The sequence below is a fragment of the Nocardiopsis sp. KDC1DS13DA1 genome (assembly GCF_055632325.1).
This window is the reverse complement of the sequence record NZ_JBVMUY010000033.1, coordinates 68,027-83,944: the sequence shown is the minus strand read 5'-3', so window position 1 is coordinate 83,944 and position 15,918 is coordinate 68,027. Positions and strand designations below refer to the sequence as shown.

Annotated in this window: 10 protein-coding genes; all 10 read right to left on the bottom strand. The window is 74.9% G+C overall.

Annotated elements, in window-relative coordinates; translation table 11 throughout:
- Positions 1–45: 45 nt before the first annotated feature.
- Positions 46–1,503 (bottom strand): hypothetical protein, encoded by a 1,458-nt coding sequence (locus ACTVAJ_RS21900; protein ID WP_470390097.1) that lies wholly within the window; start codon positions 1,501–1,503, stop codon positions 46–48.
- The gene (locus tag ACTVAJ_RS21895) at positions 1,500–2,537 is read right to left on the bottom strand and encodes a TRAFAC clade GTPase domain-containing protein (protein WP_470390096.1); all 1,038 of its coding nucleotides are present in this window, start codon (positions 2,535–2,537) and stop codon (positions 1,500–1,502) included. The genes ACTVAJ_RS21900 and ACTVAJ_RS21895 overlap by 4 nt, the downstream gene beginning before the upstream one ends.
- A 2-nt stretch (positions 2,538–2,539) precedes the next feature.
- Complete coding sequence (locus ACTVAJ_RS21890; RefSeq protein WP_470390095.1) at positions 2,540–3,610, bottom strand: protein kinase domain-containing protein; 1,071 nt, start codon at positions 3,608–3,610, stop codon at positions 2,540–2,542.
- Positions 3,603–5,837 (bottom strand): hypothetical protein, encoded by a 2,235-nt coding sequence (locus tag ACTVAJ_RS21885; protein WP_470390094.1) that lies wholly within the window; start codon positions 5,835–5,837, stop codon positions 3,603–3,605. The genes ACTVAJ_RS21890 and ACTVAJ_RS21885 overlap by 8 nt, the downstream gene beginning before the upstream one ends.
- Positions 5,838–5,847: 10 nt before the next feature.
- The gene (locus tag ACTVAJ_RS21880; protein ID WP_470390093.1) at positions 5,848–9,003 is read right to left on the bottom strand and encodes a tubulin-like doman-containing protein; all 3,156 of its coding nucleotides are present in this window, start codon (positions 9,001–9,003) and stop codon (positions 5,848–5,850) included.
- A gap of 52 nt (positions 9,004–9,055) precedes the next feature.
- Positions 9,056–11,548: a vWA domain-containing protein gene (locus ACTVAJ_RS21875; protein WP_470390092.1), complete on the bottom strand. Its 2,493-nt coding sequence runs from the start codon at positions 11,546–11,548 to the stop codon at positions 9,056–9,058.
- 337 nt (positions 11,549–11,885) lie between these two features.
- Positions 11,886–12,524: a methyltransferase family protein gene (locus ACTVAJ_RS21870; RefSeq protein ID WP_470390091.1), complete on the bottom strand. Its 639-nt coding sequence runs from the start codon at positions 12,522–12,524 to the stop codon at positions 11,886–11,888.
- Positions 12,521–14,647, bottom strand: coding sequence for a heavy metal translocating P-type ATPase (locus tag ACTVAJ_RS21865; protein WP_470390090.1), 2,127 nt, complete (start codon positions 14,645–14,647; stop codon positions 12,521–12,523). The genes ACTVAJ_RS21870 and ACTVAJ_RS21865 overlap by 4 nt, the downstream gene beginning before the upstream one ends.
- Positions 14,648–14,650: 3 nt before the next feature.
- A complete protein-coding gene (locus tag ACTVAJ_RS21860) occupies positions 14,651–15,022 on the bottom strand; it encodes an ArsR/SmtB family transcription factor (protein WP_470390089.1) in 372 nt (123 codons plus the stop codon).
- 32 nt (positions 15,023–15,054) lie between these two features.
- Positions 15,055–15,762: a PP2C family protein-serine/threonine phosphatase gene (locus tag ACTVAJ_RS21855; protein ID WP_470390088.1), complete on the bottom strand. Its 708-nt coding sequence runs from the start codon at positions 15,760–15,762 to the stop codon at positions 15,055–15,057.
- Positions 15,763–15,918 lie beyond the last annotated feature (156 nt).

Here is a 15,918-nt window from a genome sequence, read left to right as displayed (position 1 = left end):
GCCGGATCCGCCGCCGCCCCCCGCCCGCCGGGAGGGCGGCGGTGGTCAGGCCACCAGGAGCGTCAGCAGGACGACGCAGACGAGGAACAGGGCCAGCGCCGCGCCCGCCACGGCGAGGAACGCCCGGGTGGTGGTGAGGGAGAACCTGCGGTACCTGGTGTCCGACTCGACCACCATCTCGCCCATGAAGCCCGGGTTGAGCCGGTGCACGACCGCGTTCACGGCCTTCTCCAGCACCTCGTTCTCCCGGGCGTCCCGGATCATCCCCGTCAACAGCACCAGCTGCGGGTCCACGCCCGCGGCCTCCGTTCCCGCCGGGGGGAGTTCCGCTGTTCTCGGGGGGATCTCCTCGGTGGCCTCGTCGTCCGCGCTGTCGGGACGGGTCCGCTCGGCGGGGTCCTCCCCGGGCCGCTCGGTCCGCTCCCGGATCCGCGGGGCGGGCTCCTCCCGTCCCGGAGGCGGCGGGGGCTCCGGAGGTGCGGCGGCGCCCACGCGGCGCGTGGTCCTCGTCCCCTCCCGCGACGACGCGCCCGCGCCCTCCCGTTCGGCCCTGCCGTGGAGCAGGTGGACCAGCGCCGCGTAGGCGTCGGCGCCGTCCCCGTGGGACCTGACCCGCCTCCACTCGTCCTCACCGAGGACCTCGGCTCCGGTGCCGAGGCGGCCGATCAGCCACCGGGCGACGACACGGTGGCGCCGGTCGTGCCCGGTCGGGGCCGACAGGTCGACGACGCGGGCGTCCTCCTCCGCCCGCGCGCCGGCCGGGGGCGGCCGGAAGGCGATCCTGGGCCGCTCCGACCGGTTCGCGGACCACGTCGGCCAGGGCTCGTGTGTACTGAACGACCAGTCGACCCCCCGGAACAGGGGATCCCGGGCGCGCCCCAGGATCCCGTGGAGCGCCTGGTAGACCCCCCACAGCAGCGCCAGGCGTTCGCGCTGGCCGATCACCCTGCCCCCGTAGGTGGTGAGGACGTCCACGGGGGTGAAGGGGTCGGTCAGCACCGCCGTGACCAGGGTGAGCAGCCCGGCGCTCCCCAGGGCGTCGCCGTTGAGGGCGGCCTTGTCCGCGCCGACGTCGTCGCGGGTCAGGGCGGGGACCGGTCGCAGCGCTCCCCAGCTGCCGATCGGTGCGGAGGGTTCGCCCGACCAGCCGCGGGCGGCGAACACCAGTGCCGGGGAGGGCGTGACCGTGCGCCCCACCAGGGCTCTGGCGGTGTTGCCGCGGCCGTCGCGGTCCAGGGTCTCGGGCACGCGGTACAACAGCGCGCCCTGTCCGTCGTCGTACCACCGGTACCAGTAGCTGCTCTCCGCCTCTCCCGGGGCGAACTCCGGGTTGGCGACCTTGTTCAGCCGCGTGTACCAGTGGGCCAGCCTCTGGTAGCCGTCCTCGGCCTCGCGCAGCGACGTGGCGCTGGGGCCGAACCCCTGCCCCAGCAGGTTGCTCTGCCGGTAACTGAAGTGGATCTGGTGCAGGGCGGGGTCTCCCCCGCCGCTCGTCGTCGTCAACGTCCCGCTCCCCCCGCATCGTCGGTGTCGATCACGCCGGTCATCGCCAGGAGGGTCACGAAGGGGCTCAGGACGCGCTGGGGCCGCACGGGGCGGGCGAAGAGCTTGCGTCCCGGCACGTCGGGCCCGCCGGTGGCGGAGACCGCGTGGATGGCGCTCGTTCCGAACTCGGCCCAGGGGCGCAGCCACGCGTCGGCGTGGTCGAACCGCGTGACGAACGCGTACAGGTCGCGGGTCTCGGCCTCGATCCGGGCCGTGTCCGTGTCGGGGGGACCGTCGCGCAGCCACCGGTCCACCGGGGCCTCGAAGCGGAACCGGTCCGCCTTGGACAGCACGAGCACGGCGGCCTTGTCCCCACGGTCCGGCACCACGTCGAGGATGGCGCTGAACGCGGCGTCCGGCACCCCCCTGGCCAACTGTTCGGCGTCGATGACGAAGAGGAACGCGTCGGCCGCGTGCAGGAAGTCCTTGTTCTCCGCCTGGCTGAGGACGGACAGTTCGTCCCCGGACACGTCGAAGAAGGCGACGGCGGTGGAGCGGGCGCCCGGGTCCTCGGCGTCGCTCAGGACCAGTCCGACCTCGAACTCCCAGATGTTCTCCGCCGTGCGGTCGAGGATCTGGCCGCGCTCGAACAGCGGCCGGACCCGCGTGTTGAGGAAGCGCTCGTAGCGGCCGGTGTCCAGCGCACTCGCCGACAGTCCGAAGTCGTCGAGCCCGCGGTCCCGCACGGCGCCGATGACGGAGGCGAGCAGGTGCGTCTTGCCCGATCTGGGGGCGCCGACGATGGCGATGACCACGGGGGCGCTGTCCACGTACCGGTGGGGCAGGTGGTGGGCGGGCAGCCGCTCGCCGCGGTTGGGGCAGCGCAGGTGGGCGCCGCGCATCAGCCGTGCGCGCAGCTCCGGTGAGGCGTCCTCGGGGATCCGGAGTTCGTGGTAGGCGCCGTCGTACCAGACCCACAGCTCGTCGCGGTCCAGCCCGACCCTGCTCAGGCACACGGGGCAGGTGACCCTGGAGTCTTCGTCGTCGCTCACGCTCACCCTCCCAGGAGGAGTGTCAGGGCCACCGCGACGGCGGCCAGCAGTCCGGCCACGACCGCCCCGGCCCACCAGTACCGCCGGAGCAGGAGGGCCAGACGGCGCCCCGGGGTGGGTTGGACGAGCCACTCGTCGCCGGGGCGGGGGTCGGGTTCGGCCTGGTCGTCCCGGTGCTTGCGCCGTACCCGTTCGTCGTAGCGGCGGTACCCCGCGTCGAGGCCGTCGTCGAGGAGGCGCCGGTGCGGCACGCGGCCGGTGAACCGCTCCACGAGGTCGTCGGCGGTGGGGCGGAGGTCGGCCCGGTGCTCGAAGACTCCGCTGAGCCCGGCGGCGACCCCCTCGAACCGGCTCAGGGGCAGCCGCGCCCCCTGTTCGACGTCGTGCCCGGTGAGCACCTGGAAGAGGAGCATGCCCGCGGACCACACGTCATCGCGGGCGTCGCACCGGCCCGTCCCCTCGCGTTGCTCGTGCGACGCCCAGGGGCGGGCGCCCTCCGCGGTGCGCGGTGTGCCGACGACGGTGGCCGAGGTCAGATCGGCGACCTGGACCAGACGGCGGTCGGGGTCCCAGCGGACGGTCCCGGGGCGAATGTCGCGGTGGACGAGACCGGCGGCCGCCAGCCAGCCGAGCGCGGTGAACAGTCCGTCCGTGAAGGCGGCGCGCTCCTCGTCGAAGAGCTGCCGGTGACTGAGCAGTTCGCCGACCGGGCGGCCGACATACGGCTCGACCAGTGCGAACGGGGCCACGGGGTCATCGTGGAAGCCGACCAACCGGGGGATCTGCGCCGGGTGGTCCCCGCCCGCGCAGCGTGCGACCCGGATCCCGGCGAGGACGGCGTTGTCGAGCAGGGTGAAGGCGTGCCACCGGTCGCCGGTGCCGCCCGCGGCGCCGACGGCCAGGCGCACGAGGGTCTCCTCGCCCCCGTCGGTCTCGACCCGGACGAGGTGGCGGGTGAGGGGGATGCGCGGAGCGGGCGGGGGGAGGTCGCGCACGTGGGTGACACGGCACGGGACCTCGTTCCCGTCCGCGTCCTCGTCCGGGGTCCGGTAGGTGGCGTCGAGGTCAGCCATGGCCGCCTCCCCCGTGTCCGGAGTGCCAGTCGGTGCGCACCGCGCCGGGCCGGAGCGGAACCAGGCGGAGCACGCCGACCAGGTGCCCGCCCGCCGTCCAGACGGTGTCCCCCCGCCCGTCGCCCCGGGTACCGGGGAGGAGCGCGCGGGGGGCGAACCGGACACCCGGCGGAGCCCCGGAACCGGTGTCGAGCAATGCCAGGTGGGCGGGGTCGCAGAGTTGGAGCATCCGACCGGACAGGTCGTGGTCGAGCACCCGCGCGACCCGGTCGGAGGCCACCCCGCCGGGGGTGGCGCGTTCCCGCCCCGGGTCGGCGAAGGCCGGGGGTTCGTACGGTCCGGCCCGGCCCAGGTGGTCGAGGAGGCCGTCGGCCAGGTCCGCGGCGGTCCGGCGGACCCGCTCGTGGGGGTCGACGGCGCGCCCGGTGGCGGCGCGCGCCTCGTCCCAGACGGGGCCCAGCGCGGTGGTGGTCAGGTCCACCAGGTCGGCGCGCAGTAACGACTCCAGATGGGCGGCGTTCTCCTGGTCGGGTCCCCGACCGGAGGAGGGGGTGCCGCGTTCGGCCAGCTCGGCGAGGGCTCCATCGACGGCGCGTACGGCGCTGGCGGCCGCGATCGCCGTGTCGGACAGGCGGGTGCGGGCCCCGGACAGCCGTTCCTCGTCCCGGACCGTCCGGTCGACCAGCCGGGTCAGCTCCGACACGGCCGGTCCGACGCGTTCGGTGCCGAGCCGCGCGCGCCACCGGCGCACCCGCCACGACCAGGACACGGCCGTCGACGCCAGCCCCAGGCCGACTCCGAGCAGCCCGCCGACCACAGCCGTGACCGGGCCGGCGAGCGGTGAGGCGGGTCCGAGGAGGGCGGCCGCCCCCGTCCCCGCGAGCACCCCGGCCAGAGCGGCGACGGCGTGCGCGCCCAGGGTGGCCCCGTCCGGTTCGCGGAGGCGGCGCAGGGTCAGGGCGAGCAGGGCGACCCAGCCCGCGGCGACCACCAGCGCGACGGTCGCACCGGTCCCTCCCCCGGCCAGGGCGGGCAGCAGCGGCGCGGCGAGGGCGACCGGCAGCAGTTCCGGGAGGGGGGCGGGAACGGGTACCGGCGGAGGGCGGCGGAAGGCGTCCAGGAGATCGTCGGGCACGGCCCGGCGGACCCCGGGCAGGGCCGCGCGACCGCCGGAGGGACGCAACCGCGCGGCGGCCCGGTCCAGGTCCGCCGCCGCGTCGGCCAGGGTGCCGCCGTGGTCGAGGACACGGCGGGGCCGGTCGGCGAGGGCCCGAAGGGCCTTCCCATGGTCGTCTCCCCCCGTGTCCGCACCGCCGCCTCCGGGACGGGCGGCCCCGGTGGCGGACCGGTCGGCGGACGGTGTGCCCAGGCCCGCCAGGACGGTCTCGGCTCGGTCGCGGCAGGAGGCGAGGGCCCCGGCGAGTCCGGGCAGGTCCTCGGCCACCAGCCGCCGGGGCGTCGTGGCGGCCACCGGCCCGGTCCAGCCGGTGAGCGCGTCCAGGGCGGTTTCGGTGTGCGTGAGCCACGCGTGCAGGTCCCCCTCCTGGGCGCGCAGCCCGCCGTCTCCGGAGGCGGCGACCTCGGACGCACCCCGGTGGGCGCCCTCGACGAGGTCGACCAGGGGCGCCCCGGTCGGCGGAGGCGGGTTCGGCGGGTCGGCGGGGCGTTCGCGCGAGGTGAGCTCGCGTGCCGCGCGGGTCAGGGCGGTGACGACCGTGTCCGTGCCGGTCTCCGAGCCCGCCCAGAGCACTCCGGGCGAGGCGGTCGACTCGGGCAGGGACTCGCCCAGGGAGACGACCCGGTCGAAGACCTCGGGCAGGTGGAGGAGGTCGACGAGCGTGTACAGGCCGATCCCCGAACCGGGCGCGGCGCCGGGGTGTGGCTGGGGTGCCTGGAACCGGCGTGCCACCCAGTCCACACCGGTCTCGTCGTCGACCCACAGGGTGGTGACGCCGCGCCCGCCACCGATGTGCCCGGGCCGGTCCAGGCGGGCGCCGCCGGGACCGTCGGACAGTCCGCCCACGGCGACGCACACCACGGTCGACACGCGACCGCTCACGAGGGCGTCCTCGTAGGCGTCGGCGTGCTCGACCAGGCGGTCGGTGTCGTCCAGGAGCAGGAGCCGGGTGGAGCCGGTCAGCGGGCTTCCCGGTCCGAACCGCTCACGGACCCTGGCACGGGCCTCGGCGAGGATGGTGCCGCGCAGGTCGAGGTGGTGGACGCTCATCGCCAGGGATTCACCGCCCCTCGTTCCGGCGGGCCACGGCCTGCTCCAGGGCGGCGAGGTTGGCGCGCAGCGGCGCGGCCGCACCCTGGAACTCCGTGTCCAGGGCGTCGGGCAGGAGGGAGGTCCAGAACTCCCGGTACTGCCGGACGCGGCCCCGGTGGGAGCTGTGCAGTTCCTGGGCGAGGGCGTCGAGCCGTTTGACCTCGGCGTCGGCCGTCTCCCGCAGGCCCCGGTAGACCTCGTGCGGTTCCCCGGGTCTGCCCTCCACACCGCCGGGCAGCTCGTTCATGAGCTGGGCGCAGAACTGGCGGGTGATGGCGTCCTCGCCGTTGAAGGCCCACAGCTCGTAGGCGCGCAGCAGGCTGCCCCAGGACGACGCCTCCTCCAGCGGGGTCAGGCGCAGCGGCATGGTGACTCCGCCGCCGAGGGTGAAGTGGACCTCGTCCGGGGAGCGCGGGTCGCCGACGACGCTGGCGCGGCCGTTCCACATGGCGTTGAGCAGCCGGTGCAGGATGTACACGCGGTGCTCCCCGGTGGTGGCCAGGTAGCCGAAGTCGTAGCCCAGCCGCTGCCGCCACCGCAGGTGGTCGCCGGGCTGGGGGTGGTACAGGGCGTCCGACCAGTGCCGCAGGACGTCGCGGACCTCCTGGACCTCGGTGACGCTCATACTGGTGCGGAACAGTACGACGCTGAGCGTCTCGGCGCTGACCGCCCGGAGCTCGTAGGTGATCCCGGGGCCGCGGGGCAGGGCGAGCGACTCCATGAGGTGGTGCTCGATCAGCTCGTTGCGCCCGGGGGCGTGGTAGGTGATGAGGACCCGCAGCGGTCCGCCGCCCTGGGGGACGAACCCGGCGGGCAGGAGTCCGGCCAGCTGTGCGCGGAACTGCGCCAGGTCCTCGTCCGCGATGGGGGCGTCGCCCTGCTGGGTGGCCCGGGCGAGCAGGTCGGCCAGGCGCGGCAGCAGCGGCTGCTGGGTGGGTCCGGGGTCGCGCAGGAACCGTTTGACGGCGGCCTTGAGGATCTCGCGCAGGTGGCTGACGGCCGTCTGGGGGGACTGGTCGAGGCTGATGTCGTAGGCCGTGCGCCAGGCCTCGGTCCCCACGAGGACGCGGACGAGGTCGGCGTCACCGGCGTTGGCGGGCAGTCGGCCCTCCTCCTGGAGGGCGGCGGCGAGGCGGTCGCGGACCCGGCGGTAGAAGGGTTCGAGGTCCCCGCCGACCGGGGGCAGGAGGTAGGACACCCCGGTGCGCGGCCGGTAGAGCTGTTGGGACTTGCGCTCGAAGTACTCGGGGTCGCGCTGTGCGTGGTCCTCCAGTGCCTCGGTGAGGGTGGTCAGGTCACCGCTCAGGCGGGTGGCCGCGCGGGACCAGCGCGGCGCGGTGCCGGCCCAGGCCTCGTGCCAGAGCACCCGGTTCCGCCACTCGAACCAGCGGTCCTGGTCGGCGCGGGCCTGGGCAGGCAGGGGGTCGCTGTACTTGGTCTTGACCAGCCCGCCCACCCGGTCGGTCAGCGGTGGGACGGACGGGGGCGCCTGGGTGACCCCGTCCGGCGGCGGAGGACTGTTGCGCCGGTGGTTGAGCAGGCCGAGGACACCGAGGCGGACCACCTCGGTGGCGGCGCCGGGCTGCCCGACCACGACGCGGCGGGCGTGGAAGGGGTCGACGGCCGTCAGGAGGGCGCGGGTCCCGGCGCGGTGGTCGAGGTTCTGGGCGAGGTCGGCGACCTCCCTGGCGAGCCGGGACCGTCGTGCGGCCAGGGCGCGCTGCATGGCGTCGAGGCGGTCGAAGAGGGTGTGCCCGATGTCCTTGGCCCCGGTGGCGGGGCTGGGCTCGGCGAAGTCGCAGAGGGGCCGGGCCAGGAGGGGGTGCAGGTTGGCGGCGCTGAAGAAGCCCGTGATCAGGTCGCGGTCGCCCTCGGCGTCGTTGAGCGGGGCTCGCATGTCCTGTACGGCCGCGCGGAGCAGGCGGGAGCCGATGATGTCGGAGAGCTCGTCGACCGGGACGGTCATGGAGGCGACCAGCGCGGTCGACACGCCCCGGTTCCCGATCCCGGACTCCGCGCGTTCGTGGCGGTAGGCGGCGCCGTTGATGAAGCTGTCGGCGAAGGACTGGTGGGACTCGGTGCTCCCGGCGGTGTCCCCGCGCCGCTCCATGTCGGTCCCGGCCAGGGAGAGCACGAGCGAGACCACCGACCGGTGGAGGTCGTCGCGGCGGGCGCCGACGGGCCTGCTGAACAGGAAGGCGGTCTCCACCGTGGAGGGGCGGATCCGGACGCGGCCCTCCACCGGGTAGTGGACGTGGACCTCGTCGCGGCCGTGGGGTGGGGGGCGGGTGTCGTTGGCGATGGGGCCCTCGACGGTACCGCCGTTCTGGTGGTCGACCAGACGGAACATGTCCAGCAGCGCGCGTCCGGCGTTGAGGCGGGCGTGGCGTCCCCCGCCCATGCCCTCGTCGAAGGCCGACGGCATGAGGACCAGCGGGTAGATCTTGACGTGCAGGTCGGAGCGGGCGAAGGTGTCGGCGATCAGGTGCAGGTAGTCGTAGTAGATGCCCGCGCCGGTGCCGCCCGCCACGGAGAAGGCCACGAACACGTCGCACGAGCTGGGCAGGCCGCCGCCCAGGGCGTTGAGGTCGCCCGCTGAGGTGGCCAGGCGGTTGATTGCCTCGCCGATCCCGGCCACCGCGTGGCGGGTACCGCCGCGGAAGGTCTCGAAGAGCGCCGCCCGGCCCACGGTGGGGAACTGTCCCGCGCCCTTGCTGAGGGGGGCCACCCGGGGTTCGCCGTCCGCGGGCGGCAGCCAGGAGGACACGGTGTCCCCGGCGCTCAGCCGTAGGGAGCGGGCGACCTCGGGGTAGGTGGGAGCCGTGGGGACGAGGTCGTGGACGTAGTGGGCGGTGGCCTCGACGGCCTGGAGGTGCTGGCTGCCGGGCACCACCTTCTCCGGGATCCGGTCCAGTTCGGAGTGGTTGACGTCGGCGTAGACGAACTGGACGCAGGAGGGCAGTTGGTAGGGCAGCAGGTTCCCGCCCGGGCGCCGCTGCTGGAACTCGGTGCCGTCGGGTCCGCACAGTTCGTCGCGCAGGCGCCGTTCCAGCTCGGCGCCGATGAGGCAGCCGGTCCCGCCGAGGCCGACGTAGAGCATCGGCTGGTAGAGCTTCATCGCCATGGTGTGGGCCCTTCGGACGTGCCGTGTCGGGGGATGGGGGTGGGGTGCGGTGTCACAGGACCGGGTCGTTCTCGGACGAGTACCGACCGGGACCGCCGCCGTCGGAGGTCGGCCGGGGCTCGGACGGCCCGGGAGTGGGTCGGTGTCCGTCCTGTCCCGGCCCCGGCCCGGCTCCGGGCCGCAGACGGTCGTCGCTCACGACGATCCCCAGCTCGCCGTGGACGGTGGTGCTCAGGGCGCCGACCCTCAGGGGCTGTTCACCGCCGCCGGGTGAGCGCAGGCGCACCTGCTCCGTCCCCTCCCGGGTGAGGGTGAAGTGCGGGGCGCGCGGGTCGGAGGGGTGCTCCGGTCGGGGTTCGCCGCTGTCATCCCCGATCACGAAGGCGAACTCGGTGGAGCGACCGCCGCTGGGGGCGCGCAGGCTCCCCCCGAGGGGGCGTTCCTCGTCCAGGTGGAGTTGGACGACGAGCCCGCGGACATCGGCGGCGCTGAGCTTCAGCTCACGCCGGACGAGCAGGGACACGGCGCAGACCGCGGCGAGCACCAGCAGCGCCGTCCACGCCCACCAGTACCGCTCCAGGAGGGTGGGCGGTTCACGGACCTGCACGTGGTGGGGCTGGGTGGCGCCGATCCAGGTTCCGGCCTGGTCCGAGGCCACGAGTTCCAGGGTTCCCTCGCCGGGCGCCTCGACCTCGACGACCTCGTAGGTGAAGGCGACGGGGTCGCCCGCTCCGCCGGGTTCGGCCGTGACGGTGGCGGGGGTGATCCGGGCGGTGACTCCGCTCGGGGCGTTGAGGGTGAGCGCGACCTCCCGGGGCTCGGTCCCGTGGTTGGTGACGGTCACCTCCCCGGTCCCGCCCATGCCCGTCCACAGCTCACCGGGGACGTCGCCGAAGCTGACCGCGGCGCTGAGCGGGGGGCCGCCCTCGGCGATGCTGAGGGACAGGGTGCGCTGGTCGGCGGCCACGCCCGGGCCCCGGACGGTACCGGTGAGGTGGAGCGTGCCCTCCTCGTCGGGCAGGGTGAGCACACCGCTGAACTCACCGTCGCCGGAGACGGGGTCGGCGCCCGTGCCGTCGTCGCGGACCTCGACGGTCCGCCCGTCCAGGCCCAACCCCCCGGCGCTCAGGTCGAAGTCGAGCGACGCGAAGGCCTCCGGGTCGGTGATGACGTCGTCGTCGCGGGTGCGCAGGGTCAGGTGGACGTCCATTTCCCCGCCCGGTTCCTGCTCCCCGCCGTGGGTGAGGGTGGCGCGGATGCGGCCCTGCCACTGGGCGGTGGCGGTGACCAGTTCGTCCGCGCCGCCGGGCGGCGAGGTGAGCCGGACGGTCCAGGTTCCCGGGCGCGGGTAGCCGATGTGGAGGACCTCGACGGCTCCGTTGCCGCCGCTGTGGGCGATGGAGGAGCCGTCGTAGGCGTCCTCACCGAGCGGGACGGTGGTCCCCGTGGGGTCGAGGTACTCCACGGTGATGGCGGGGTCGTTCTTGTTGACGACGAGGGTGCCCTCGGTGGCGATGACGGGGATGTCGACGGTCAGGTCGAGGGTGTCGCCCGGGGTGAGGAGGTCGCTGTCGGGTTCGCCCAGGCCCGCGCAGGAGGCGGCGGCCAGGGCCTCCTGGAGCGAGCGCACGACGTCCTCGGAGCTGTCGGCCACGCGGGCGGTGGGGCGGGCGACCTCCTGGGTCTCGCAGGACCGGTCGTATCCGGAGGCGGCCATGTCGTCGAGGCGGTCCCGGTCGATCCGGTCGCCGAAGCCCAGCGGCCAGATCTGCACCCGGTCGTCGCGGGCCTGGGCGAGGCGGTCGTCGAGCGCGTCCTCGGCCCCCTCCCGGCGCTCGGCGGGGGTGTCGCCGTACTGGTCGTTGCGGGGAACGTCCAGGGCACCGTCGGTGAGCAGGAAGACGATCCGCATGGCCCCGTCGGGCCCGTCGTCCAGGTGTTCCAGGGCCACGCGCAGCGCCTCGGCGTGGTCGGTGTCGTTGCCCTCCCCGGCCTCGCGCCTGCGCAGGTCGGTGACGCAGTCGGCCAGGTACTGGCGGCCGGTGCCCTCGTCGACGACGGTGGGCTCGCACACGTCGCGGGCCGCGCGCAGTGTGCTGCCGCCCTCGATGTCGCTGCCGAAGCCGACCACCGTGACGCGGGATCCGGGGTTGTTGACGCTCTGCGCGATGGTGGAGGCGGCCTGGGTCTCCTCCTCGACGTCGGCGTCGGTGAGGCTGCCGGACTCGTCGACCAGGACGACCACGTCCAGGGGGCGGTCGGCGTCGGATCCGGAGTCCTCGGAGCCGTCCGGGGGCTCCGGTTCGCTCCGGGCACCGGTGTCCTCGTCCTCCGGATCGGAGGCGGACCCCGTCGGGTCGCCTCCGGGGTCCGTGGTGTCGGTGGACCGGACGGTGCCCGCGGAGTGCGGGGGGTCGGCGGCCGACGCGGGCGGGGGACCCGTGGTCGTGAGGATGAGGACGGCCGCGGTGAGTGGGGCGGCGTGTCGGGCGATCGTGGCGATCCCGTGGGAGCACGCCTGGCGCACCTGCCGAACCGAAACCAATCAGCCCCTCCTGCCCACCGGAACGGAAATTCCGTTCTCCGCGCGGTGTGTCGCGCACGAGGATTTTACGTTTTCCACCACCCCCTATCAATGATGAAAGTTTCCAGAGATACGAGTGTGAAAGAAGTCCCCTACTGCGCCATTGAACAGCGCATTTCGCTTTTCTGTTTCCGAGTGCCTCCGAGGAACCGGATGACGCCAGCACACCTGCCACCGCACCCCCTCCGCGCCCCCGCGACACAGAACCGACCATGGCGTTTCTCCGCGGGCGACCGAGCGGAAATGTGCGACCAGCACACGAACAGCGGCACATATCGCGAGAAGTATTCAGGAAGACTCACACAGCGGTCCCCCTGTTCTCGGGGGCGGCGCCCCCGCCGGACGGTTCCAGGCGCCCCAGGAGAGGGAGGAAACGGCCGGTGCGCGCCGCGTAGGAGCGGTAGGCGACGCCGTGCGTCCGCAGCAGGTGGGGCTCCTCGACCAGCCGTACCTGCACCTGCGCGGCGACGGCCAGGGTCACCAGGGCCGCGACGGAGAGCGGTCCGGGCAGGGCCACGGCCATCCCCGCGAGCAGGACGGCCATGCCGGTGAAGACGGGGTTGCGCACGAGGGCGAAGAGCCCCGCGGTGACCAGTGCGGTGTCCTCGCCCTCCTGGACGCCGACCCGCCAGGAGTCGCCCATGCCCCTCTGGGCGGCCAGGACCAGCAGCAGCCCGGCGGCCATGACCGCGACGCCGAGCCACCCCGCGAGCGGGAGGCGCGCGGAGGCCCCGGTGGCGATCGCCGTGACGGGCGCCGCCGTCCCCAGCAGGCACGCGAGGGCGAACAGGACCGTGCCCCACCACGGGGCGCCGAAGGCGGAGGCGTCGGGGCGGCGGAACCCGGTGTCCCCGGTGGCGCGCCAGGACCGGAGGGTGCGCACGCCGAACACCAGCGCCAGGCCGGTCAGGTAGAGCACGAGTGCGATGACGTTCATACCGGCTCCCGGGTGGGTCGGGCCGCGTTGCGCGCCCTGGTCGAGGGGGGTTCGGCCGCGGCGGTCCGCCCGGCGCGGACGCCGTTGGCGATGACCAGGACCTCGGCCAGTTCGTGGGTGAGGATCACCGCCGCCAGGCCCAGCACCCCGAACGCGGAGAGCGGGACGAGGACGAGCAGGATGCCCGCCGACAGCACCAGGCTCTGGAGCATGATCCGCCTGGCGCGGCGCGCGTGGGCCAGTGCTCGGGGCAGGACGCGCAGGTCCTCGCCCATGAGGGCGATGTCGGCGGCCTCCACCGCCGCGTCGGTGCCCATCGCGCCCATGGCCACGCCGGCGTCGGCGGCGGCCAGGGCGGGGGCGTCGTTGACGCCGTCGCCGACCATCGCCACCGGTCCGTGTCGGCGCAGGTCGGCGACCAGCGCCGCCTTGTCCTCGGGGCGCAGGTCGGCGTGGACCTCCCCGACCCCGGCGCGCGCGGCCAGGGCCCGGGCGGTACGTTCGTTGTCACCGGTGAGCATCACGGTGCGCACGCCCATGCGGTGGAGGGCGGTGACCGCCTCGGCGGCCTCGGGACGCGGGTCGTCGCGGATCGCGACCGCGCCGACGAGGCGCCCGTCGGCCTGGACCAGTACGGTCGTGGCTCCCTGTTCCTGGAGGTCGGTCACCGACCGGGCCAGCGGGCCGGGGTCGATGTAGCCGGGTCGGCCCAGCCGCAGGGCGACCCCGTCCAGGGTGCCGGTGAGGCCGCTGCCGGGCACCGCCGCCACGTCGTGGGCGGGTTCGGCGTCGGGGTGGGCGGCCAGGATCGCCGCGGCCAGGGGGTGCTCGCTGCGCGCCTCCAGGGCGGCGGCGGCACTAAGGACCTCCTGCCGTGTGCGCCCGGGGGCGGGCTCGACGGCCACCACGGCCGGTGCGTTGCGGGTGAGCGTTCCGGTCTTGTCCAGGGCGACCACACGCACCGCTCCGAACGCCTCCAGGGCGGCCCCGCCCTTGACCAGCACCCCGGAACGGCTGGCCGCGCCGATCGCGGCCACCACGGTGACGGGGACGGAGATGGCGAAGGCGCACGGGGAGGCGGCCACCAGCACCACCAGGGCGCGCTCGATCCACACCCCCGGTTCCCCCAGCAGGGAGCCGACGAGGGCGATGAGCGCCGCGACGAGCAGGATCCCCGGGACCAGGGGGCGGGCGATCCGCGCGGCCAGGCGCTGGGCGGCGCCCTTGCGGGCCTGTTCGCGTTCGACGATGTGCACCACGCGGGACAGGGAGTTGTCGGCCACCCGGGCGGTGACCTCGACCTCCAGGGCACCGCCGCCGTTGACCGTCCCGGCGAACACCTCGGTTCCCGGGGTCGCCTCGACCGGCACGGACTCTCCGGTGACGGTGGAGGCGTCCAGGGTGGAGCGGCCGGAGCGCACGACGCCGTCGGTGGCCGCGCGCTCGCCCGGCCGTACCAGGAGGAGGTCGCCGACGGCGAGATCGGCCGGGTCGACGGTGCTCTCCCGTCCCCGGCGCAGCACGGCGGCCCGGGCGGGCACGAGGTCGAGCAGGGCCCGCAGCCCGTGGCGCGTGCGGGCCACGGCGTGCTCCTCCAGCGCCTCGGCCAGGGAGAACAGGAAGGCGAGCATCGCCGCCTCGCCCATCTCGCCCAGTGCGATCGCACCGACCATGGCCACGGTCATCAGCGTGCCCACGCCCAACCGGCCCCTCAGCAGCGCGCGCAGGGTGCCGGGGACGAACGTCCGTCCGCCCGCCGCGACCGCGGCGGCCAGCAGCACGGTCGCGACGACGGGGACGTCGGCCAGCCACCCGGTGAGCGCACCGGCCAGCCAGAGGGCGCCGGCCAGGCCCGCCCAGCGCGCGCCGGTCGAGCTCCACCAGGTCCTCGGGGTCCGCCCGTCCCCGAGTCCGGGCGGGGAGCAGGTGGGGTCACCGCAGCCGTCGGTGTCGGCGGCCCGCTCGGCGGTCTCGCGGGACCGTCCACCCGTCCGCGCGGTGTCCGCGCAGCAGGAGCAGGCCGCGGAGAGCGGCGCGGCGGAGGGCGGGCCGGACTCCGGGGTCGGGAGCGGGCGGTCGCGGGGCGGCCGGGGGGTGTCGCCGCCGCAGCACGGATCGGACACGGCTCAGCCCTCTCTCGCGGCGGGTTCGAGGTCGGGGTCGGGCAGGAGGAGGGAGAGCAGGGCGTGCCCGGCCCCGGTGAGGCGGTACATGACGAGCTTGCCGTCGCGGCGGGAGGCGGCCAGGCCGGCGGTGCGCAACTGCCGGGCGTGGTGGGAGACGAGGTTCTGCGACGAGGAGCAGACCCAGGCCAGGTCGCACACGCACAACTCGTCGGCGACCTGGAGGGCGCGGGCGATCCGCAGCCGGGTGGGGTCGGCCAGGGCCCGGGCCCGGTCGGCGGCGGGACGCGCGTCGTCGTCGGCGGGCACACGGGCGCGGACCCGCTCCGCCTGGGGCAGGTCGATACAGAGGAGTTCGCAGGAGTCCGATGACATACCAACAAACTAACGCTCGTTGATTTGTTTGGTCAACCGCGCGCCGCCGCACCCCCGGGCCCGACCACGGGGATGAGCAGCGCGGTGACGTTGTCGTGCCCGCCGGCGGCGAGCGCGTGCTCGACCAGTACGCGCGCGTCGGCCGCAAGGCCGTCGCCGCACCCCGGACCCGACCGGTGGCGCCGGACGGCGGCGCGCAACTCCCCGGCCGAGGGCAGGTACCGCCACAACCCGTCCGTGCACAGCAGCAGACGCCCGGAGACCGACGGCCGGAGGCTGCGGACCCGCCGCACCGGCTCCTCGGCGTCCGCGCCCAGCCAGGCGGCGATCGCGTCGTGGGCGCCCGTGTCGTCCTCGGTCAGCGCGAACCCCGGCCCCTCGTCCGGCAGCCAGTAGGCGCGGCTGTCGCCGACCCAGGAGACCCACATCCCTCCCGCGCCGACCACGGCCGCGACGTACGTGCAGGCGGGCGCGGCCACCAGCGCGGCCCGGTCCGACCGGGGCGACATGGAGACGCCGTCGCACACGACCCCGACCGTCCACTCCCCCGCCGCGACCACCCTCATGGCGTCCGCGTTGACTCCGCGCCGCAGCCCCCGGTCGCTGACCCCCGCCGCACCGCCGGCGGCCCCACCCTCCACCCGGGAGCGGAACGACGGCTGGGCGGCCCCGCAGTCCCAGCAGCGACCGTCCGGGGCGACCGTCCCACGACACAGGACACAGTTCTCGTTCTCGTCCATACACACCCCACCCTCCCAGAGACCCCCGATCCGGCCCCAGGCCCCCGGCCCCCGGCCCCGAAGGCAGGTTGCGCTCCTTGGCTCCGTCGGCAGGGGATGGTTCACTGGCATCAGTGCGATCACTCTGAGTACTTGCACGAACACGACCCTGCGGGC